Annotated in this window: 23 protein-coding genes; 14 read left to right on the top strand and 9 right to left on the bottom strand. The window is 32.1% G+C overall.

Annotation, left to right across the window (positions count from 1 at the left end; genetic code table 11):
- Window position 1: 1 nt before the first annotated feature.
- The 13 genes from ACTTAS_RS00820 (at window position 2) to ACTTAS_RS00760 (ending at window position 12,849) form a co-directional block, all read left to right on the top strand.
- On the top strand, window positions 2-352 hold the full coding sequence (locus ACTTAS_RS00820; RefSeq protein ID WP_262590395.1) for a hypothetical protein: 351 nt from the start codon (window positions 2-4) through the stop codon (window positions 350-352).
- A gap of 101 nt (window positions 353-453) precedes the next feature.
- The gene (locus ACTTAS_RS00815; RefSeq protein ID WP_440677983.1) at window positions 454-1,782 is read left to right on the top strand and encodes an NAD(P)/FAD-dependent oxidoreductase; all 1,329 of its coding nucleotides are present in this window, start codon (window positions 454-456) and stop codon (window positions 1,780-1,782) included.
- 70 nt (window positions 1,783-1,852) lie between these two features.
- Window positions 1,853-3,322 (top strand): glutamine synthetase family protein, encoded by a 1,470-nt coding sequence (locus ACTTAS_RS00810; RefSeq protein WP_440614089.1) that lies wholly within the window; start codon window positions 1,853-1,855, stop codon window positions 3,320-3,322.
- A gap of 30 nt (window positions 3,323-3,352) precedes the next feature.
- Window positions 3,353-4,297, top strand: coding sequence for a glutamine amidotransferase (locus ACTTAS_RS00805; RefSeq protein WP_075506194.1), 945 nt, complete (start codon window positions 3,353-3,355; stop codon window positions 4,295-4,297).
- The gene (locus tag ACTTAS_RS00800; protein WP_262590392.1) at window positions 4,285-5,139 is read left to right on the top strand and encodes a GXGXG motif-containing protein; all 855 of its coding nucleotides are present in this window, start codon (window positions 4,285-4,287) and stop codon (window positions 5,137-5,139) included. Before ACTTAS_RS00805 ends, ACTTAS_RS00800 begins: the two co-directional genes overlap by 13 nt.
- Window positions 5,139-6,542: an FMN-binding glutamate synthase family protein gene (locus tag ACTTAS_RS00795; protein ID WP_440677982.1), complete on the top strand. Its 1,404-nt coding sequence runs from the start codon at window positions 5,139-5,141 to the stop codon at window positions 6,540-6,542. The genes ACTTAS_RS00800 and ACTTAS_RS00795 overlap by 1 nt, the downstream gene beginning before the upstream one ends.
- Window positions 6,543-6,551: 9 nt before the next feature.
- Window positions 6,552-6,965, top strand: coding sequence for a hypothetical protein (locus tag ACTTAS_RS00790; protein WP_075506197.1), 414 nt, complete (start codon window positions 6,552-6,554; stop codon window positions 6,963-6,965).
- A 127-nt stretch (window positions 6,966-7,092) separates the two neighbouring features.
- Window positions 7,093-8,493, top strand: a complete 1,401-nt coding sequence (locus tag ACTTAS_RS00785; protein WP_262590390.1) for an ammonium transporter — start codon at window positions 7,093-7,095, stop codon at window positions 8,491-8,493.
- Window positions 8,494-8,504: 11 nt separating this feature from the next.
- A complete protein-coding gene (locus ACTTAS_RS00780; RefSeq protein WP_440614087.1) occupies window positions 8,505-8,735 on the top strand; it encodes a hypothetical protein in 231 nt (76 codons plus the stop codon).
- A 60-nt stretch (window positions 8,736-8,795) separates the two neighbouring features.
- The gene (locus ACTTAS_RS00775; RefSeq protein WP_262590388.1) at window positions 8,796-8,945 is read left to right on the top strand and encodes a hypothetical protein; all 150 of its coding nucleotides are present in this window, start codon (window positions 8,796-8,798) and stop codon (window positions 8,943-8,945) included.
- Window positions 8,946-8,962: 17 nt separating this feature from the next.
- Window positions 8,963-10,288, top strand: coding sequence for a type III glutamate--ammonia ligase (gene glnT, locus ACTTAS_RS00770; RefSeq protein ID WP_440677981.1), 1,326 nt, complete (start codon window positions 8,963-8,965; stop codon window positions 10,286-10,288).
- Between the two features lie 3 nt (window positions 10,289-10,291).
- Entirely contained in the window at window positions 10,292-11,422 is a 1,131-nt protein-coding gene (locus ACTTAS_RS00765; RefSeq protein WP_440677980.1) for a diaminopropionate ammonia-lyase, read from the top strand.
- A 5-nt stretch (window positions 11,423-11,427) separates the two neighbouring features.
- Entirely contained in the window at window positions 11,428-12,849 is a 1,422-nt protein-coding gene (locus ACTTAS_RS00760) for a cryptochrome/photolyase family protein (protein ID WP_440677979.1), read from the top strand.
- 1 nt (window position 12,850) lies between these two features.
- Here the strand turns inward: ACTTAS_RS00760 and ACTTAS_RS00755 are convergent, their stop codons facing one another.
- From ACTTAS_RS00755 to ACTTAS_RS00720, 8 genes are read right to left on the bottom strand one after another with little or no spacing between them, the layout of a single operon-like run.
- Window positions 12,851-13,270 (bottom strand): secondary thiamine-phosphate synthase enzyme YjbQ, encoded by a 420-nt coding sequence (locus ACTTAS_RS00755; RefSeq protein WP_440677978.1) that lies wholly within the window; start codon window positions 13,268-13,270, stop codon window positions 12,851-12,853.
- Complete coding sequence (zapE, locus tag ACTTAS_RS00750; protein ID WP_440677977.1) at window positions 13,267-14,322, bottom strand: cell division protein ZapE; 1,056 nt, start codon at window positions 14,320-14,322, stop codon at window positions 13,267-13,269. Before zapE ends, ACTTAS_RS00755 begins: the two co-directional genes overlap by 4 nt.
- A complete protein-coding gene (locus tag ACTTAS_RS00745; protein ID WP_440677976.1) occupies window positions 14,322-14,753 on the bottom strand; it encodes a hypothetical protein in 432 nt (143 codons plus the stop codon). Before ACTTAS_RS00745 ends, zapE begins: the two co-directional genes overlap by 1 nt.
- Before the next feature lie 2 nt (window positions 14,754-14,755).
- The gene (locus tag ACTTAS_RS00740) at window positions 14,756-16,054 is read right to left on the bottom strand and encodes a PQQ-binding-like beta-propeller repeat protein (protein WP_440677975.1); all 1,299 of its coding nucleotides are present in this window, start codon (window positions 16,052-16,054) and stop codon (window positions 14,756-14,758) included.
- A complete protein-coding gene (locus ACTTAS_RS00735; protein WP_440677974.1) occupies window positions 16,047-16,691 on the bottom strand; it encodes a tetratricopeptide repeat protein in 645 nt (214 codons plus the stop codon). The genes ACTTAS_RS00740 and ACTTAS_RS00735 overlap by 8 nt, the downstream gene beginning before the upstream one ends.
- Before the next feature lies 1 nt (window position 16,692).
- The gene (acnA, locus tag ACTTAS_RS00730) at window positions 16,693-19,362 is read right to left on the bottom strand and encodes an aconitate hydratase AcnA (protein WP_440677973.1); all 2,670 of its coding nucleotides are present in this window, start codon (window positions 19,360-19,362) and stop codon (window positions 16,693-16,695) included.
- Window positions 19,363-19,365: 3 nt separating this feature from the next.
- Window positions 19,366-19,959 (bottom strand): LysE family translocator, encoded by a 594-nt coding sequence (locus ACTTAS_RS00725; protein WP_440677972.1) that lies wholly within the window; start codon window positions 19,957-19,959, stop codon window positions 19,366-19,368.
- 2 nt (window positions 19,960-19,961) lie between these two features.
- Window positions 19,962-20,303 (bottom strand): tRNA-binding protein, encoded by a 342-nt coding sequence (locus ACTTAS_RS00720; protein ID WP_440619473.1) that lies wholly within the window; start codon window positions 20,301-20,303, stop codon window positions 19,962-19,964.
- A 27-nt stretch (window positions 20,304-20,330) separates the two neighbouring features.
- On the opposite strand from ACTTAS_RS00720, the gene argE reads away from it, so the two are divergent.
- Window positions 20,331-21,509 carry an acetylornithine deacetylase gene (gene argE / locus ACTTAS_RS00715; RefSeq protein ID WP_440677971.1) on the top strand — a complete coding sequence of 393 codons (1,179 nt, stop codon included), beginning with the start codon at window positions 20,331-20,333 and terminating at the stop codon, window positions 21,507-21,509.
- On the opposite strand, the gene ACTTAS_RS00710 is transcribed toward argE, so the two are convergent.
- Window positions 21,506-22,939, bottom strand: a complete 1,434-nt coding sequence (locus tag ACTTAS_RS00710) for an aldehyde dehydrogenase family protein (RefSeq protein WP_262590375.1) — start codon at window positions 22,937-22,939, stop codon at window positions 21,506-21,508. The genes argE and ACTTAS_RS00710 overlap by 4 nt on opposite strands.
- Between the last annotated feature and the right edge of the window lie 6 nt (window positions 22,940-22,945).

Raw genomic sequence — 22,945 nt, 5'->3', positions numbered from 1 at the left:
AATGCCAAAAGAAAAAAAGACCCTTTTAGATTTTTGGGAAGAACAAATGAAACAATCCCATACGTCTAGTAATTATTTTTTTAGAAAATCACCTTCTCATTATCATATGATGTTGTTAGTTATGTCAGCTTTTAAAGAAGGTACAAAATTATCTGTTGAAGAATTAAAAACAAAATTATTTAAAACATCTAGGCCAAAATCAGCTTTAATAATTACAGAGGCTTGTGAAAAAGGATTCTTTAAACTGGAAAAAACTTCAACTGACCAGCGAATTAAAAATATAGTCCCAAGCGAGTCATTTATTAAAGAGTTTAATGATTATTTAGATACGCTCAAAAACATCAGTTATTAAATAAATTTTGATAACTGAAAAAAATATCTAATTTTTATATATAAAATTTACTTCTATAAATAATTATATTAATTGCTCGCATCAAAAAATAGTGTTTTGATATGACGACATTACCTTCAAAAGCAAAAGTAGTGATAATCGGTGGTGGAATACACGGTTTAAGTACTGCATGGAAACTTTCAGAAACTTACAAAAATCCTGGTGACATAGTTGTATTAGAAAAAAAAGATACAGCTGCTGGTGCAAGTGGAATTGCATGCGGAGTTGTAAGAAATAATTATTTTCAGCCAGCAATGAGAGAATTGATGGCACATTCAGTTTCAGTTTGGGAAAGTGATCCTAAAGCATTTAAATATAATCCTGTTGGATACTTACAAATATCTCCAGAAGTAATGCATGAAGATGTTGCAAGTATATATGAACAACAAAAAGCAATTGGATATGAGTCAGTTTTTATTGAAGGTGAAAAAGATTGCACAAATTACATGAAAGGAATTTTTGATGATTGGCAAGCTCAAGGTATCACTTCTGTACTTCATGAGAAAAAAGGTGGATACGCATTTAATAAAGATTCAATTAAAGCTTTAGAAAGTAAATCTACATCTAATGGTGTTCAAGTTATGAAAGGTGTAAGAGTAACTGGTTTTAAAAAAGGAAGTAACAGTCAAGCAGTAACTGGTGTTGAAACCGACAAAGGAACTATTGAGTGCGAACAAGTAGTTGTTGGTGCAGGACCATGGGCAAGAGATTTTTGGAATATGTTAGAGTTACCAAAGACAGCTCACATAAAAGGTAAAGATGGTAAGATGCATGAAACTGATATGTGGACTTACTGGATGCTTCAAGAAGGAGTTATCGGTGTTGAGCCAGATTTCTTAAAAACAAACGATGGTAGACAACCACCTGTAGTTCACGTTGACTCGACTGCACCTTTATACTCTGACAAAACAAAAAAATTGTTAACAGATAAAATTTGGGGAATTTATTATAAACCTGATATTGAAGGTTTAGGTGTACAAGGTGGAACTTCTCCTTACATTGTTAAAAAACATTTTGATCAAGTAAATGTTGATCCTTATGGAATTGAATCTCCAGAGTATCAAACAACAGATGCTTTTAGTGAAATGTGGTGTTCAGCACTTGCGCATTGCCAAAAAAGATTTGAAGGAAAATCAGACTTATACAGAAAAGGACCATCAGGTGGTTTAGGATGTATGACACCTGACTCTTTTCCTATCTTCGATAGATTTTTTGAAAACGTTTACATGATTGCTGATGCTAATCACGGATATAAAATGATTGGTGTTGGTGAACTTGTTGCAAAAGAAATTCTTGGTACTGAAAGTGATTTATTGAAGCCGTTTAGATTCAACCGTTACGAGAAGGGTGAACTTCATCCGACTTCTAACAGTCCGTTCCCTTGGAGTTAAACTCTAAGCCTAGACACTAATAAAATTTTCAGCTACGCTTGAATAATTAATAATTCATTGAGGGGTGAAAATGACGGATCTAGAAAAACATGTTAACCAGCCAGGTAGAGCTAAACTAGTAAAAAAAGTTCGAGAAAAAATTAACGAACTTGGAATAACTTATATTTATTATCAATTTATTTCTGTAACAGGAAGAGTTGTAGGTAAAGGTATACCTGCCGATCACTGGGAAAGAACAGCAGAAAAAGGATTTCAATTAGTTTATGGAGCAACAGCAAACTTATTTTTAGATCGTCACAATAACTACATTGGTTATGGTCCAGAAGCTATGGAGCTTGTTGGAATACCTGATCCAGAAACTTTTGTGCAACTACCTTGGGACAAAAGAGTTGGAAGAGTTTTTGTAACATGTTTTAGAAACAGAGAAGAAAGACAAAATCCAGGCGGTCACTTAACTTCAGACTGTAGAGGAAATCTAAGAATTTTCATGGATGAATTTAAGAAAAAACATGGTCTAGAATTAAGAGTTGGTACTGAGCCTGAAATGATGTGGTTAACAAAAAATGAAGATGGAACCCCAACAGGTAAAGGTTTTTCTAAGCCATTCTGTTATCACATTGATCAATTTGAATCGTTAAGACCAGTATTTATGAAGGTAATTGAATATGCAAAAGCAATGGGACTTGATATGATTCAAGGGGACCACGAAGATGCACCAGGTCAATTAGAATTAAATTGGACTTATGATAACGTCTTAAGAAATGCAGATAGATTATCAACATACAGACAAATTTGTGCTCAAGTTGCAAGGGAACATAATTTAATAGCTTGCTTTATGACTAAACCTTTTATGGGAGTTTCTGCAAGTGGATGTCATACAAATATGTCTTTGTGGAAAGGTGGAAAAGTTAAAGTAAACAAACTTGGAAACAAAAATCTTCCAGGTGTTGAAGAAGTGTTTAGTTATGTTGAAGGTGGAACTAATACTTTTATGCCTGATACTAAAGACATGCAGTTACCAGGTAAAATTGGTTTGCAATCAATTGCAGGTATCATGGAACACTTGCCAGCACTAACAGCATTAGGATCTTCTACGGTTAACTCTTATAGAAGATTATGGGATCAAGGTTTCTGGGCGCCAGTTTATGCTGACTGGGGATACCAAAATAGAACATGTGGATTAAGGGTTTCTGCACCGGGTAGATTTGAATACCGATCAGTAGACTCTATGCATAATCCATACTTATTAGGTGCAGCATTACTAAAAGCATGTGATCATGGAATTAGTAAAAAATTAAAACCAGCTGCTCCTGAGTCTAGAAATATTTACGAAGCTCAAAAGGCTGGTAAAGATGTTAAAAAACTTCCATTAAGTCTTGGTGAAGCTTTGGCTAGACTTGCAGAGGATGAAGTAATTAAATCTGCAATGCCGGATGAAATGTATAAAGTTTTCCATTGGTACAAAAACGATGAGTGGGAAAGATTCTTGGGTGCTACAACTCAATGGGATCTGGATACTTATCTTGATTGCTTACCGTAGGTCATAAAATAATAGAAAGGGTATAAAAATATGTGTGGGATAGCAGGATTAATTCATAGAGGAAAATCCTCAAATGTTGGAAGCGAATTACAAGGTATGCTTCAAGCGTTAAAACATAGAGGTGAAGACTCAACTGGATATGCTTTGTATGGAGATACAGATGGCAAAAATTTCATCATGCGTTTTAAAGTTGGTGAGAACGTTGGAGAAGGAAGTTCGTCTGTTATGGAAGATGTTTCTGTATATGATGAAAGAAAAAAAGTTGTAGATCAAACTCTAGCTGAGATGGGAGCAAAAGTTGTTAAAGAAGAAAGAACACTTCCCTACTCTTTAAGATATGAGATTGATTACAATACAAAAGATTTGTTAGATTTTTCTCAAAGAATAGAAAGTATTCCAGGTGTAGAAATTTTATCTATGGGTAAATCATTAGAAGTTATTAAAGATTTAGGTAACGCAAAAATGGTTTGTGATAGATATAGTCTAGATAAAGTTGTTGGAACTCATGCAATAGGTCATGCTAGAATGGCGACTGAGTCTGGTGTTGATATCAAATCTGCCCACCCTTTCTGGGGCTATCCTTTTAGTGACGTTTCTGTAGTTCACAATGGTCAATTAACGAACTATTGGAATAACAGAAGAGTGTTGGAAAATAAAGGAATGAGATTTATGTCTGAGTGTGACTCAGAATTAATCGCAGTTTATCTTGCAGAAAAAATGAGAGATGGTGCAACTTTAGAAGAAGGCATGAAAGAGAGTTTAACTGGTTTAGATGGTGTATTTACTTATTTTGTTGCTACAAAAGACTCTTTAGGAATGGCTAAAGACACTATGGCTGCAAAACCTTTAGTTTTATATGAATCAGATGATTTAGTTGCAATGGGATCAGAGGAGATAGCTATTAGATCAGTGTTACCACAAGAAATAGACACATATGATCCATTTGATGGGGAGGTTAAAGTATGGCAAATCTAAAAACAGTATCAAAAAAATCTAAAGCCCAATCAATGGGTATGCATACCGAAGTTCTAACAGGGAGAACTCAACAAAAATTCTTTAACCCAGATGAGGCAGAGAATTTTTATTACTTTGGAACTTATGACGTAGACTTTAACAAAAGAACTGATCTTGACGTTAAAGATATGACTGCTGCAGAGGCTAATAAAGAAATTGATAATTTAATGAGCCAAGGTTACGGAACAATTGTAATCAAAAACCCTCAAGGAAAACATAGTTTGGGTGTGGGTATCCTTAATAAATTAAATTTAATTTTTGAAGGAAGTTTAGGTTATTTTGGAATTGGTTCATGTGATGGACCAATTGTTAGAATCAATGGAAGAGTTGGTTGGTCTTGTGCAGAAAACTTGATGGCTGGCAAAGTTGTAATTGAGAAAAACGCTGGATCTTGTTTTGGTGCAGCTATCAGAGGTGGAGATTTGATCTGCAAAGGTAGCGTTGGTGCTAGAACTGGTATTGACATGAAAGGTGGAACTATCATTATTGGTGGTGACGCAGGTGCTTTCACTGGTTTTATGATGCAAAGAGGAAGAATAATAATTCTTGGAGATGTTGGAATTAACCTGGGCGACTCAATGTACGATGGGACAATATTCGTAGGAGGAGAAATTGGATCTTATGGTAGTGATGCTGTAGACGCTGAATTAACAGCAAGCGACCAAGATTGGCTAAAAAGAAAATTAAAAGTTGCTGAAATTGGTGAAAATTTTGACGTTAGTAAAATGAAAAAAATTGTAGCTGGTAAAAAACTTTGGAATTACGATAATTTAGAACCTACAGAGAAGAAGGGAGCAATTTAATGCCTAAGAAAAAAAATAAAAAGAACGGTAAAGGCGTTGGTGGAAAAGCTGATGTTCATGTTCATGAAGAAGGTAAAAGAAATAAAAGTCTACTAGGACACAATGCTATTTTTACTCCTGAAGTAATAGACGACATTCACATCAAATCTCAATTAGGAAGATACAGAATGCGTGGAATGGCATTAATGAAAAAAATTCCAACATTCGATGATTTGGTATTTTTGCCTGGGACACTTACAAGATTTGTGATCGAAGGTTACAGAGAAAAATGTGAAACTAAAACTGTAATTGGTCCAAGATGTGAAAACCCAATTGAATTAGATATACCTGTTTACATTACAGGAATGAGTTTTGGTGCACTTTCATATGAAGCAAAAACTGCTTTAGCTAGAGGAGCTACTATGGCAGGAAGCGCTACTTGTTCAGGTGAAGGTGGAATGATACCAGATGAGAGAAGATATTCAGAGAAATGGTATTACCAGTGTATTCAATCAAGATATGGTTTTAATCCTCATCACGCTCAATTGGCTGATGGAATTGAAGTATTTATTGGACAAGGACAAAAAGTTGGTATGGGTGGACACTTAATGGGTCAAAAAGTAACCGACCAAGTTGCAGAAATGAGATCACTACCATCTGGTATTGACCAAAGATCACCTGCAAGACACCCTGACTGGTTAGGTCCAGATGATTTAGCTCTAAAAGTTGAAGAGTTAAGACAATTGACAAAGAATAAAGTTCCAATTCAATTAAAACTTGGTGCATCTAAAGTTTATGATGATGTGCGTATGGCTGCAAAATGTGACCCAGACTCTATTTATTTAGATGGTATGGAAGGATCTACTGGAGCAGGACCACACATTGCTGCTGCAAATACTGGAATTCCAGGAATTGCTGCTATTAGAGAAGCGAGAAGAGCAATTGATGATGTGGGAAAAACTGGAAAAGTAACGTTAATCTACGCAGGTGGTGTAAGAGATGGTGCTGATATGGCTAAAGCTTTAGCTCTTGGAGCTGATGCAATTGCTATAGGTACTGGATCAATGATTGCACTTAACTGCAACAAAGATATTCCAGAAGCTGATTTCGAAAAAGAAATGGGTGTAAAAGCTGGGGAATGTTATCACTGCCATACTGGAAGATGTCCAGTTGGTGTTGCTACTCAGGATCCAAAATTAAGATCAAGATTAAATCCTGATGATGCAGCGTTGAGAGTATATAACTATCTACATTCAATGACTTTGGAAGCTCAATTATTAGCTAGAGCTTGTGGTAAGACGAATATTCACTCTTTAGAACCAGAAGATTTAGCGGCTTTAACTTCTGAAGCTTCTGCATTAGCGAAAGTTCCGCTTGCAGGTACAAACTACACTGTTGGTGTTGATAACTATCATAAAATATAAGAGGTAACGATGGCTAAAAAGAAAACTAAAAAAACTAAATCGAAAGCTAAAGTTTCAAAAGTTAAGTTTGGAGTAAAAAAACAAACTGCTAGAGAAAAAATGATAGGCCAGTCGATTGGTTATAGATACGACGTTAACCTGTTGCCTGATTATAAAAAAATAACTCCATTCTTAAAAAAATATATTGAGGCAATGGGATGGGATGATTTAAATTGGTTGGAAGATGTTCACATGGGTTACGAAGAAGGAAGACCTGCAGTGTTTTGTAGAAATGCAAATGGATGGGTAACAATTCCAAAATCAATTAAACTTCCTAACAATCAACAAGACAGAGACATGATTGCAAGAGAGCTTCTGGTTAAGTTTCAAATGTCTCCAAAACATCCTCTTGTTGATTTGAAAAAGGCATATCTAAAATTTTAAATAACAATCAATAGTTGATTTCAATTCTAAAAACCTAGTGACCACACTAGGTTTTTAGTCTCTCTTTATATTTGTAAGTAACCTAATAATTTTATAGGGTTTAGGATAACAAATATGGGGAGAGAATATGACTGATCAGTTAGCTGCTCTTACTACCATATTTACAGAGTTCTACTACTGGGTAACAGTGGTGCTGATGTTCTTAATTCACGTTGGATTCTGTATGTATGAAGTTGGAGCTTCTCGATACAAACACCATCAACATACTCTTATGAAAAACACAATGCTGATACCTTTGGTAACAGTAACTTGGTTTTTATTTGGTTGGTGGATTTACTGGGCTTTTCCAACAGGACCTGGATTAGCACCTTCAATAATGAATGAGAGTACTGCTCTAATCACAGACGAGTCTGCGTTTAGTGCTACTTGGTATACAGCTACAAGTGAACTTATGGCTATCAATCTAGGAGATCACATTTCTGGTGTCTTCTGGGCTGCTTTCCTTCTGTTTTCTTGGACAGCTGCTTCTATCGTTTCAGGAGCAATCATTGAAAGAATTACAACTTTTGCATTTGGTATTCTAGCAATTGCAATCGGATCTGTATTTTGGACAATTGATGCTGCTTGGGGATGGCACTTTGATGGATGGATGTTAAAACTTTTAGGGTATCATGATGCATATGCATCAGGAGTAATTCACGCAATTGCAGGTGGATTTGCTTTAGGTGTTCTTGTGGTTTTAGGTCCAAGAATTGGAAAATTCTCATCAAGTGGTGAACCTAGAAACATAGGGCCTAGAAATCCTTGGTTAGTAACAGTTGGATTATTTTTAATTTATACTGGTTTCTGGGGATTTTATGCTGCATGTAACATTCCAATTTTCGACTTAGGTCCAGAATATGGAATGGAAGGTATATCTTATTGGACAGCTACAAACATTTACGTAACTCCTACTACACTTAGTGGTATTACCTTTAACTTCTTGATGTCGTTATCAGGAGGATTATTGGCCGGATATTGGATTGCTAAAGGTGATCCTTTCTGGACATACTCTAGTGGACTAGCAGGTGTTATCTGTGCTTCAGCTGGAAATGACTTATATCATCCAATTCAATCAATGATCATCGGTATGATCGGTGTTGTGATTGCATACAAACTACATTACTGGGTTGAACGTAAGTTCAAAATCGATGATGCGGTTGGTGCAGTAGCAGTTCACGGTTATGCAGGATTTGTTGGTCTTGTAATTTGTGGTTTTGTTTTATGGGGATACCCTTCATCTGGTTACAGTGTAGGTGCTATGTGGGATGGAACTACTTATGCAACAATCAATCCTCTTGGACAGTTCATCGGAGCAATAATTATGTTTGTTGTTCTTGGACTAATACCAGGCTATGTCATAGCTAAAGTGCTTCACGGTATGGGTAAATTAAGAATCCCTCGAGAAGTAGAAATAGCTGGACTAGATTATGAAATGATGGAGGCTGCTAAAGAAGATGAGAAAGCAGTTTCATCTGCAACCAGGTAAAGGAGAAATATATGGCTACAGTAACAAACTGGATAGATCACCTTAACAAGCCGGCTGAGGAAGTAGTTGGTGCTGTTTACCCTGGTGCTGGATCTAGTGAAGGTATACTGGTAATCATTGCTATAATTTTATGGATTGGTTGGCACGTCTTAACTGCAAAATCTGAAAGTGATGAACTTTCAAGATTAGCAAAGAAAAGACATGGTGCTAACGATCATAAAAGCAATATTACCGATTGGTAATTAAAATAAAAATTTGGGCGCTGTTTTAATTAATAGCGCCCTTTTTAATCTAAATTTTTTATGACAGATGAAAATGAAGAATTAAGACCCTCAAAAATGAGAGGAGTTGCATTTCCTAAAGCTAAATACGGTGTAATTTTAGCAATAATAATTATCATAGTTGTAAATTTGATTTATTATAAAGAAACTATCTTATCTTTTTTTAAATAATTATGTTAAGCTAAATAATGGCTAAAAACTTATTTAAAATTGCAAAACAAAAAAAAATTAAATATTTTTTAATTAGCTTTGTAGATCTTTTTGGAGTTTTAAGATCAAAACTTGTTCCAGCTCATGCAATCAAAGAAATGCAAACTGCGGGTGCTGGTTTTGCTGGATTTGCAGCATGGCTAGATATGACGCCAGCAGACTCTGATATGTTTGGGATCCCTGATCCTGATAGCTTGATTCAATTGCCATGGAATAAAGAAGTTGGATGGTTAGCATCTGATTTATGGATGAACGGTAAACCAGTGGAAGCATCGCCAAGAGTAATGTTAAAAAATCAAATTAAAAAACTTAAAAAACAAAATTTAACAATGAAGTCAGGTGTTGAATGTGAATATTTTTTAACATCACCTGATGGAGAGTCAATTGCAGATCCAAGAGATACTCAATCAAAACCTTGTTATGATCAATCTGCATTGATGAGAAGATATGATTTAATTAAAGAAATTTGTGACTGCATGATTGAAATGGGATGGGGTCCTTATCAAAATGACCATGAGGACGCTAACGGACAGTTTGAAATGAATTGGGATTACTCTGACTGCTTAAAAACTGCAGACAGACATACCTTTTTTAAATACATGGTTAAAACAATTGCTGAAAAACACGGATTAAGAGCAACATTCATGCCTAAACCTTTTAACAATTTAACAGGTAATGGGTGTCATGCTCATGTATCAGTTTGGCAAGGTAAGAAAAATAAGTTTCTAGATAAATCTGATAAACTTGGATTGAGTAAAATTGCATATAATTTCTTAGGTGGAGTAATTAAAAACGCATCATCGTTGTCGGCATTTTTTAATCCAACAATTAATAGCTACAGAAGAATTAATGCACCACCTACAAAATCTGGAGCATCATGGTCACCAAGCAGTATTTCTTACACTGGAAACAACCGAACACATATGATTAGAATTCCTGATCCAGGAAGATTTGAATTAAGGTTAATGGATGGATCTGCTAATCCATATTTATTACAAGCTAGTATTTTGGCTGCTGGCTTAGATGGTATCAAAAATAAAATCAATCCCGGCAATCCTTTGCATTGCAATATGTACGAAGACTTTGCAAAATATCCTGACTTACCAAAATTACCAGATGAGTTAGATCAATCACTTTCTCAATTAAAAGATAATAAAAGTATGAATGAAGCTTTTGGATCAGATGTTATTTCAAGTTATATAAAATTAAGAGATACAGAAATTAAAGAATTTAAATCAAAAGAAAGTTTTGACAAGGCCAAAGCAGTCACTAAATGGGAAAAAGATAACACATTAGATTGTTAGTTTATGAGTATTTTATCTAACGGTCATCAATGGAAATTGACTGAATTTGCTGATAATAAAAAATATTCATTTGATAGAGATCAAATCTTAAGCTCATTAAACTCAACAGATATAGATGATGCTTACAATTCTATCTCAAAATGGGAAGGATACTCCCCTACACCCCTAGTTAAATTAAACAAATTATCTAAAGAATTAAATTTAAAAAATATTTTTTATAAAGACGAAAATAAAAGATTTAATTTAAAATCCTTCAAAGCCCTAGGAGGAGCTTATGCTGTTGAAAAAGTTACCAAAGGAAATAAAGAAATAGTCGTAGCGACTGCTACAGCTGGAAACCATGGTAGGTCTGTTGCTTGGGGTGCAAAAAGATTAGGTTTAAAATGTAAAATTTTTATAAGTGAATTTGTAAGTGATGCAAGAGGCAAAGCTATGGAAGCACTTGGTGCAGAAGTTATAAAAGTTAAAGGCAATTACGAAAATTCTTTGATTGAATGCATAAAACAATCTACAGAAAATAATTGGCAAATTGTTCAGGATGTTGCCTGGAAAGATTATATGCTAGTGCCTAAGTATACAATGGCTGGTTATTCAGTAATGATGAAGGAAATAGCTGAACAAATTAAAAATGAAAAAATTTCTCATATTATTCTACAAGCTGGTGTCGGTGGTATGGCTGGTGCAATGGTAGCTGGGATAGCGAGATACCTAGATAATATTCCTACGATAATTGTAGTAGAACCAGATAGTGCAGCTTGCGTAATGGAAAGTATTAAAACTGGAAAAATTGAAAAAATTGATATTAAACGAGAAAGTTTAATGGGTGGGATGTCGTGTGGAGAAGTGTCACTTGTGCCATGGGAAATCTTAAAAAACTCAGTTAAACACTGTATAAGTTTACCTGACGATGATATTGCAAAAACTATGAAATTACTTGGAAATGCAAGCTTTAGTGAAGAGAGTATAATAGCAGGTGAAAATGCTGCACCAGGTGTAATTAGTTTAATTGCAAGCTGTGAAGATGAAACAATTAAGACAAAAATTGATCTTAATGAAAATTCTAATGTATTAATTTTTGGTTGTGAGGGTGATACCGATCAAGAAATGTATCAAAAATTAGTAAATCAAAAATAATTATAATGAAAAGCACTGGAATATTTTGGATTAGAGAAGATTTTAGAATTGATAATAATCCAGCTCTTTCCTTTGCAACTAATAATCATGAGAATGTGATTGCGTTATATATTTATAACAATAATGAATTTGACAACAAAAGAGAAGCTCAGAAATGGTGGTTATTTAAATCATTAGAGTCAATAAAAACAGAACTTTCAAAATTTAAAATCAATCTAGAAATTTTAAAAGGAGATGAGTTAGATATTTTTTCAAAGCTTAAAAAAAAGGATGATGTATGCATCTATTGGAATAAAATTTATGAACCAGATATAATATCTAAAGGAAAAAAAATAAGAGATCTATTCATAAAAAACGGAATAGAATACAAATATTTTAAAGGTAATATTTTAAATGAATTTCAAGAAGTAACTAAAAATGATGGTACACCATTTAAAGTATTTACACCTTTCTGGAGAACTGCTGAACAAATTTATCTAAATCAACCTCCAAATAAAAATTACACTGTAAAAAAGAAAACTAAAGCCATCAATTTTTTTAAAAATTCTATAGATCTCAAAAATATTTTACCAAATAAAAAATGGTATGAAAAATTTGATAAGTATTGGAAAGTTTCAGAAAATGACTCTCAAAAAATTCTAAAAGATTTGTTAGAAAATAAAATTAAAGATTATGGGACTAATAGAGATATCCCTTCTATAAATGGTACGTCTAGGTTATCCCCATATTTAAAATTTGGTCAAATTCATGTGAATACAATTTGGAAAAAATGTAGTGAGCTAAAATCAAAAGGAATAGGATATAGAAAATATATAAACGAACTTGGTTGGCGAGAATTTTCTCATAGTCTAATTAATTATTTTCCTGAATTCTTAAAAGGTAACTTTCGAAAAGAATTTGACAAATTCCCATGGGTTAAAAATGAAAAATTTTTGAACGCATGGAAAAAAGGTATGACAGGGTATCCAATAGTTGATGCCGGTATGAGAGAATTATACGAAACTGGATGGATGCATAATAGAATTAGAATGGTTGTAGGATCCTTTTTAGTAAAACATTTGAGAATTAATTGGATAGAGGGAGAGAAGCATTTTAGAAACTGCTTACTTGATTTTAATAAAGCTAATAACGTTGCACAATGGCAATGGGTTGCTGGTTGTGGAGCTGATGCTGCACCATACTTTAGAATTTTTAATCCTATTCTTCAGGGTGAAAAATTTGACAAGGAAGGTATTTATGTAAAAAAATGGGTTCCTGAATTAAATAAAGTTCCTGCAAAATTTATTCACAAACCTTGGGAAATGGAAGTCAAATATCAAGAAGCTATTAAAACAATTATAGGTAAAGACTATCCACAACCAATAGTTATTCATGAAAAAGCAAGAGCTGCTGCATTGGATGCATTTCAATCTCTGAAGAAAAAATAACTTATTCTCCCAAAAAATGATGAATTATAGATCTTGTATGAGACTCTAATCTGTGTTCAAACAGATAGAGACCTTGCCAAGTTCCAAGTAATAATTCTTTATTTTTAATACTAAGAGAAATTTGATTATTCGTTAATACAGATTTTATATGAGCTGGCATATCATCTTTACCCTCAGTTGTATGAACATAAAGCGAATTATCCATTGGTGCCAGCTTATCAAAATATTTAATCAAATCAGTTTGCACATCTGGATCGGCATTCTCCTGTACAATTAAAGACGCACTGGTATGCTGGATGCTCAAATTTAAAATTCCATTCTTAAAATTATTTTCATTTATCCAATTAAGAGTTTGATCTGTAAATTCATATAACTTTTGACCATTTGTGTTTATTTGAAGATTAAAAAATTCTTGTTTCATGAATTCATCACTTTAGATGTTAATTCGTATAATCTACTGATTGTTCTTTCAAATGGTTTTTCTAATAGTTTTGATGATGTAAATTTATCCAAACTTTGATTAGCTGTTACTGCAATTGGAACATTATTATCATAAATTATATCTAATAAAGTAATAAATCTTTGCTGTTGGTTAGAATTAAAATTATCAAACTGTGGTATTTGATCGATAACTATAAAAACACAATTTTTAATAATTTCTAAATAATCTTCTGCACCTAAATTCTGATCACATAATGTTTTAAAATCAAATCTAGCCACTCCTTCATAAAAATTTTCTATTTTAAAATTTCTTCCTTTTACATTAATTATTTTCTCAGTTTTTTTTTTATCTTTTGTAACAGTTCTAAAAAATTTATTTATTTTAAAATTAGTCTCTTCATCAAGTGGAAAAAAGTATCTATCTTGTGAATTATTAGATTTTCTATAGTCATCTTCAATTACAAGTTCGTATTGAAAAGATTGATCCTCCATTATTTTTATAAATGGTTTGAACTGATCTCTTTGAAGACCATCTTTATAAAGTTCAGAGATTTTAGTATTTGAGGTTACGATTATTTTTATATCTTCTTTAAAGATTTGATCAAATAATTTTCCTAAAATCATAGCATCAACTATGTTAGTTACCTGAAACTCATCAAAATAAATTAATGATGCTTTTAATTTTAAATCTTTAACAAATTCATTAATAATATTTTCTTGGTTACTACCTTTTCGCTCATGAACAAAATTATGAAAACTCAACATAAACTCATTAAAATGTAATCTTAATTTCTTGTGATCTATTTGATCAAAAAAGAAATCTAAAATCATTGTTTTGCCTACACCAACATCTCCATATAAATAAAACCCCTTTTTAAAAGATTGGCTTTGAAAAATTTTTGATATTAATGATTTGAAATTACCCTCGTAATATTCTTGTAATTTTTTTATTAAATCTATCTGACTAGGATTAATTTCTAAATTTTGTTTTTTACAGTGTGATATAAATTCTTTTTCAAAAGATAGGGCCATTAACTTCTTTTAGTTTTAAAATCGATGCCATATTCTGATCGTGGTCCTTTTCGTAAACCAAATGGTCCTGGAATAAATATTGTCATTGGTTTTGTGCCTGGTGCTAAGTCAACTCTATGAAAAGCATTTGCCGATCTAAAACCAATGTATCCAGGCTTTCTCCAAAACCTTCCATTTTTTGTTGTTTCCCAGTACCCTCCTCTTAAAATTATTGTAATGTATGGGCATAAATGGTTATGCACCCCATCACCATGATCATCATCTAACATTTCGTGAATTAATATATTAAATGGAAACCATTTAGGTCTATTTCTGAATATCACATAATATCTATTCATCCACGGTTTTGCTTGATCAAATTTTGGGTGTGACGGTCCTCTATCTAGAACTACTTTTTTTCTTCCGATCTTTTCTAAAAATTTCAAGATCATATTTAATTGTATTGTACGATAGAACCGTTTCTAACTACATACAAATTATTATTAAATATAAATGGTTCTGAAACAATATCTCCAGAAACTTTTTCTACGTTTAAAACTTTTCCTTCACTTAAATCAGCAATTATTATTTTTCCATCAGAATTTGTTAAATATAGATTGGTATTACCTATAACAAGACCAACTGGTTCAATTTCTTTTCTTTTTTTAATTTTATAATTTTTAAAAAGATCTGTAATTCTAAGAATGTTACCTTTGTTTTTTTCAACTACATGCAAATATCCATCATTAGAAACTGTAAAAATCAAATTACCAGTAATTATAGGAGTAATGTTAGAATTTAAATCATTTATCCAATTAACTACTCCTGTTTTAACATCTACTGAATAAAATTCATTTTTATTATTTGAAAAAAAGATAGATTTTCCATCTGATACTAGTTTTGATATTTTAAAATTATAAGTTTCATTAATAATACTGCTGCTTTGCGTTGGTAGCTGCCAAGTGATTAATCCAGTCTCAACATCAACTGCCGTGATATCTCCAATTGAGTTACTAAACACCACCATTTCATCAATTACAATTAATGAATATTTTGCATTTGATATTGTAAAAGAATCTTCTGTTTGTAAATTCCAACATTCAGATCCATCTTCAATTTTATAACATCTCAAAGTATTTTTATAATCAACTACAAAAATATTGTTTTTATAACTTTTGATATCTGAATTAAATGGATAGGTGTTATTTTTTGTCCAATTCAATTCACCTGTTTCAAGATTAATCGAATAATATTTAGCAATACTGTCCGTTACTAAAATATTGTTTTCTTTAATTGCAAAATTTAACTTAGGTCTTAATTTTTTTTCTGACTTGGTGTAATGATTTTTTTTCCATAACACTTTTTTATTATTATCGTATCTAATAATTGTACCCTTTTTATCAAAGAAAATTAATCCATCTGATAGGAAAATTGGCTTGTAATTAAGATTATTTATTTCATCTAACTTTGAAAATTTAAAACTACCAATTTTTTCTAATTGACCCTCATAGCTTTGAGCACCGTAGTTGTTAGTATTATCTATTATTTTGTTGGTTGTTCTTAATCCAGATAAATCAAGTTTAACTTCTTGATTAAATTCAGAGGCTTTTACCTCTTCCTCTGCAAATATTTTTTTTACATTTTCTTTTTCTGATAAATCTTTTTCCTTGTCTTTCCAAATTCTTGAATTTTCATTGAAAGAACAATTATTTAAAAGAAAAAATGTAATAAATAATGCTAATAGTCTAATCACTCAAATCTCTGTTTAATCTTTTCTCTGATTCTATTCTTATATCTGGATTTGGATTTTCTAAAGTCGTTATTTGTTGAAAAAATTCTTTTGCTTTTTGTTTTTGATCTTGAGCATAAAAATATTCAGCCATTAAGTATAATGCGTGCGATTTCCATACACTTTCTGAATTAATTAATGGATTTAGCATATTTAGTAAATCAGCTTCATTTGCCTGATCTGCATTAAATAGTGCCTTTTTATAGATAACTAAATTTTTAATTTCTTTATCTAGTGATGTTTCATCGATTATGACATCAAATAATTTATTAACCTTGCTTTGATCAGAAAGGAGATTGTTATCAATTATAAAATAAAGAGAGAGTGGAGAATAAGTTGGATCTTTTTGATTAATTATCTCCAATAATTTATTTAAAGTTGTCTCTTTAGCACTTTCAGAATGATCAATAGTAATTGCATTAAAATTATCAGATATCTGTCTTTTTTTATCAGTTGTATATTTATCATAACTGTAAACACCTATTACAATCAAAACTAAAACAATAACTGAAGAAATTAGAACCTTTTTGTTATTAACAAAAAAGTTCTTAATTTTTTCGTTTCTAGTGTTTGCATTTATTATTGATAAATCTTCGTCCATATCAAATCATGTTCCTTAGCACATATTGGAGAATTCCTCCATTTTTATAATACTCCAGCTCATTTTTAGTATCTATTCTAGATAAAGTCTTCACTTTTTTAATTTCTCCAGAGATATATTTGATCTCTATAACAACTTCATCTGAAGGATTTATGCCTTTTTCAATATCAACTACACTTATCAGTTCTGAACCAACTAAATTTAAGCTTTTTCTGTTTTCTCCATCTTTAAATTGCAGTGGTAAAATTCCCATTCCAATTAAATTTGATCTATGAATTCTTTCAAAGCTTTCAGCAATAACTGCTTTTACTCGTAAAAGTTTAGTTCCTTTAGCAGCCCAATCTCTCGAAGAGCCAGTTCCATATTCTTTACCACCTATTACTACTAAATCAGTTCCTCTCTTTTTATACTCAACAACTGCATCATAAACAGGCATTACTTTTTCTTCAGGATATAATTTTGTAAATCCACCTTCAGTTCCTGGTGCCATTTCATTTCTAATTCTAATATTTGCAAAAGTTCCTCTCATCATAACTTCATGATTCCCTCTTCTTGAACCATAAGAATTATAATCTTTAGGTAAAATTTGATGTTCCATAAAATATTCTCCAGTCGGACTATCTTTTTGTATGCTTCCAGCTGGTGAAATGTGATCTGTTGTTATCATATCACCTAATATTAATAACGGTCTTGCATCTTTAATTTCCTTAAATCCTTCTGGCTCATCAGACAAACCTTCAAAGAATGGAGGTTTTTTTACATAAGTTGAACCTTCATCCCATTTGTAAATACTGCTTTTTTCAGTTTTAATTTGTTGCCATTGAGTAGGACCATCAGAAACATTTGAGTATCTTTGAATAAACATATCTGCATTCAAAGATTGTTTTAAAGTATCCTCTATTTCTTGATTTGATGGCCAAATATCTTTTAAAAATATATCTTTTCCATCTTTACTTTTTCCTAGAGGGTCTTTGTATAAATCAAACTCCATGTGCCCAGCAATTGCATAAGCAACCACCAATGGTGGAGAAGCTAAATAGTTTGCTTTAATATGAGGAGAAATTCTTCCTTCAAAATTTCTATTTCCTGATAATACAGAAACAGCATGAATATTTTCTTTTTGAATTGCCTCTACTATGTTTTCAGGCAATGGTCCTGAGTTTCCAATACAAGTAGTGCATCCGTATCCAACTAAATTAAAACCTAATTGATCTAAATAAGTATTTAAACCAGCTTTTTCTAAATAGTCAGTCACTACTTGAGATCCAGGTGCTAATGATGTTTTAACCCAAGGTTTAACTTCTAATCCATGCTCAACAGCTTTTTTAGCAAGCAAACCTGCTCCAATTAAAACATTTGGATTTGAAGTATTGGTACATGAAGTTATAGCAGCAATTAAAATTGAACCATCTTGAATTTCATAATCAGTATTTGAAACTTTTGATATTGATTTTTGATCTTTATTAGTTGCTTCAGATAAAACTTTTTTAAATGAGGTTGGTGCATCAGTTAACAAAACTTTATCTTGAGGTCTTTTTGGCCCAGAAATAGTTGGTACAACCGTAGACATGTCTAATGAAATTACATCAGTAAATTCTAAATCATTACTTGCCCATAACCCTTGTTCTTTAGCATATTTTTCAACTACTTCGACAGTGTGCTGATCTCTTCCTGAAAATTTTAAATATTTTAAAGTCTCATCATCTATTGGAAAAAAACCACAAGTAGCACCGTATTCTGGAGCCATATTTGCAATAGTTGCTCTATCTGCAAGAGTTAGATTTTTTAATCCATCTCCATAAAATTCTACAAATTTTCCAACAACACCTTTATCTCTTAACATTTTAACCACTGTTAAAACAAGATCTGTTGCCGTTGTTCCTTCGGGCATTTTATTTTTTACTTCAAATCCAATCACTTCTGGTATCAACATAGATATAGGTTGGCCTAACATTCCTGCTTCTGCTTCAATACCACCTACGCCCCAGCCTAAAACAGAAAGTCCATTAACCATCGTTGTATGGCTGTCTGTGCCGACAAGTGTATCTGGAAATATATATTTCTCACCTTTAAATTCTTCAGACCAAACTACTTTAGATAAGTATTCTAAATTTACCTGATGACAAATTCCTGTTCCTGGAGGGACAATTCTAAAATTATCAAAAGCTTGTTGTCCCCATTTTAAAAATGAATATCTCTCACCATTTCTATTGAATTCTATATCTACATTTTTTTCAAATGAATCTGCTTTTGCTGATTGATCAACTTGTACAGAATGATCAATAACAAGATCTACTGCTGATAACGGATTGATTGTATTTGGATCTTTATTTTTTTCTTTAACAGCTTCTCTCATTGCAGCTAGATCTGCAACAGCAGGAATTCCTGTATAATCTTGGAGTAAAACTCTAGCAGGTCTATATGCAATTTCAGTTTTTGATTTTTTTGTTTCCAGCCAATTTTTAATTGCTTGTATTTGAGATTTTGTAACACTCAAATCATCCTCATATCTCAATAAATTTTCTAATAAAACTTTTAGAGATTTTGGAAGTTTTTTAATCCCATCTAGCCCATTTTTTTCTGCTTCGCTTAATGAATAATAATTGTACTCTTTGTTATCAATACTAATTTTTTTTAGTGAGTTGTAAGAATTTTTGTTTCCTGGTGTCATATTTTATAAATAAAAAGTTATTATGCTTGTTAAAAGAAGCAGTGACATAGCATAATTAAAATAATTAATAAATTTCTGATTTGTCGCAAATTTCCTAAAGAATTTACCTAAAAATGTCCATAGAGTTATGCTCGTTACTGAAACTAGTAAAGCCATAGCAAGAATTTGAGTCGTATAACTCACAAATGTTTCTCCTGGATTTATATAAGTAGATACAAGAATTATAGATGCAATTACACCTTTTGGATTTAGAAACTGAAAGATAAAAGTTTCATGAAATTTAATTGGATTTTTATTTTTATTTTCTTGGTTTGATGGACCTGAAAAAGAAATTTTATAAGCTAAATAAATTAAAAATAGAGTTCCTAAATATTTTAATATTTCTTGAATTAAAGGATAAAGCTTAAATATATTTATCAAACCTAAAGCTAGGCATAATAATAAAAATGGAAAACCTAGAGTAACTCCGATTATATGTGGAAGTGTTCTAACTATACCAAAGTTAAAACCAGAATAAAAAGCAACAAAGTTATTAGGACCAGGTGTAAATGCAGCAACAATTCCAAATAAAGTTATCGAAAGAATTTCAGGATGCATTACTAAGCAATTGGTAAACCATTCTCAGCTTTTTGTGATGGATGTACTAGTGTAACTTTTCCTTCAGCATCAATTGCTCCTAAAACTAATACTTGTGAGACTACACCAGCTATATTTTTCTCAGGAAAATTACAAACTGCAATGACTTGCTTTCCTTTTAAATTCTCCTCATTATAGTAATGAGTAATTTGAGCTGATGATTGTTTGACGCCAATTTCACTTCCAAAATCAACTTCAACCACTAAAGATGGCTTTCTTGCCTTTTCATTTTTTTTGACTGAAATAACAGTGCCAACTCTAATATCTACTTTGTCAAAAGTGTCATAGGTAATTTGCTCTTTAATCATAATATAATATAGTGTTTTAAGTTTATGAGTATAGATAACAATTTATATGAAAAATCAATCAAGATTTTAACTGACTTAATTGCATTTAAAACTGTCTCAGGCCAAGATAATAGTAGTTTAATAGATTATTGTGAAAACATTTTAAATAGCATTGGAATAGATACTTTCAAAGTTTACGATGATGATAAAAAAAGGGTTAATCTATTTGGGACTTTAAAAGCAAAAAATCAAAGCTCAAAAAAACCAATCATTCTATCAGGACACACTGATGTGGTTCCAGTTTCTAAAGGTTGGAGCACCGATCCATTTGTTGCAACAATTAAAAACGATAAACTTTATGGAAGAGGCTCATGTGATATGAAAGGTTTTATTGCATGTACACTCGCTTATGCACCAATTTTTAAAGAAAGTAATTTAGATAGAGACTTACATTTCTGTTACACTTTTGATGAAGAGACTGCATGTATTGGCGCTCCTCTGTTGATAGAGGAATTAAAAAAAAGAGATATCAAAAATGGAATTTGTATAATTGGAGAACCAACTACAATGAAAATAATAGATGCTCACAAAGGTATGAATGAATACACAGTTCACTTTGGAGGACTAGCAGGACATAGTTCAAAACCACATTTAGGAGTAAATGCTGCAGAATATGCTACTAGGTATGTTGGAAAACTTTTAGAAATAAGAGAAGAACTAAAAAAAAGAGTTAAAGAAAATAGTATTTTTGACCCTCCACATTCAACTTTATCAATCGGAGGTATTAAAGGTGGTATTGCTCATAATGTCATTGCAGACAAATGTAGTGTTGAATGGGAAACAAGGCCAGTTGTTAAAGAAGATGGAGAATTTGTAACAAATGAAATTGATAAATATGCAAATGAAATACTTTTACCAGAAATGAAAAAAGTATTTCCAGATTCTTACATAAAAAAAGAAACGATTGGTGAAGTAGTTGGGTTTAATAGATTAGATGAGTCTGAGGCATGTGAATTTGTATCAAACATAACTGGTGATAATTCTAGGGAAGTAGTTTCTTTTGGAACTGAGGCTGGTTTATTTCAAGAATTAGGTATCAGTACGGTTGTTTGTGGACCTGGGTCCATAGAACAAGCTCATAAAATTGATGAGTTCATAGAATTAAACGAGATGAAAAAATGCCTTAAATTTTTAGAAGGTGTAAAGGATAAATCGATAAATTAACTCCAACCTCCCACAGCTTTTACTTCTAAAAATTCCTCTAAGCCGTGTTCACCTGCTTCTCTACCAATACCAGAGTGTTTAAAACCTCCAAAGGGTGCATCAACTGCAATACCAGCTCCATTAACATCCACCATTCCAGATCTTAATTTTCTGGCGACTCTTTGAACTTTTTCAGAGTCTTGAGTTTGAATATAGTTTGTTAATCCATAAGAAGTATCATTTGCAATTTTAATTGCCTCTTCCTCTGTTTCAAATGGGATAACAGATAGAACAGGTCCAAAAATTTCAGTCCTTGCAACATCCATATCATTATTTACATCTGCAAAAACAGTTGGTTTAACAAAGTAACCTTTATCTAATCCATCAGGTTTACCTGTTCCTCCAGCAACTAATTTTGCACCTTCATCAATGCCTTTTTGGATTAAAGTTTGAATTTTATTGTATTGAGTTTCTGAAATAACAGGACCTATGTGTTCTCCTTCTTTTTTAGGATCACCAACTTCAAAATTTTCAGTATATTTTTTTAATCTCTCAATAGCTTCATCATACATTGATTTTTCAACCAACATTCTTGTTGGAGCGTTACAAGATTGTCCAGAATTTCTAAAACATCTTAAAGCACCTCTTTCAATTGCTTCTGGATCAGCATCTTTGAAAATTATATTTGCGCCTTTACCACCTAATTCTAAGCTTACTCTTTTAAAATCTTTAGCAGCATTTTGAGAAATCAAAGCTCCAGCTCTTGTTGAGCCTGTAAAAGAGATCATATTAATATCTGGATGGCTTGTAAGAGCATCGCCTGTTGTTGCTCCATCGCCATTAACTAAATTAAACACACCTTTTGGAAATTTTACCTCATCAATAATTTCAGCAAGTATCATTGATGAAAGTGGCGCTAATTCTGATGGCTTTAATACCATTGTGCAACCTGCCGCAATTGCTGGCATTACTTTTAAACAAACTTGGTTCATTGGCCAATTCCAAGGTGTTATTAATGCACAAACACCTTTAGGTTCATAAATTAATCTTTGGTTAGGAGCGTGTTCTCCCAATGGTTTTTCAAATTCGAAATTTTTCAAATATCTGATAAATGATTTAATATGACTTGCTCCTGTTCCTGCTTGTAATTTTGTGGCAAAATCTTTTGGTGCACCCATTTCAAGAGTTATGGCTTCTGCAATATCTGCCCATCTTTTCTTATAATTTTCATAAAGTTTTTCTAATAATGCAATTCTTTCTTCTTTAGAAGAAAAAGCCCAAGATTCGTAAGCATCTTTTGCTGCAGCAACTGCTAAATCAACATCTGCTTTATTTCCCAAAGTAATTACAGCACAGTTATCTTCTGTAGCTGGATCGATTACTTTAATTTCTTCAGTACTGTTTGGTTTAACCCAAGCACCATTAATATAAAAATTCTTTTTATCTAACATGATTTA

Source organism: Candidatus Pelagibacter sp. HIMB1611 (genome assembly GCF_052047715.1).
GTDB lineage: Bacteria > Pseudomonadota > Alphaproteobacteria > Pelagibacterales > Pelagibacteraceae > Pelagibacter.
Note: the sequence above shows the minus strand (reverse complement) of the source record. Positions and strands in the feature narration are given on the sequence as shown.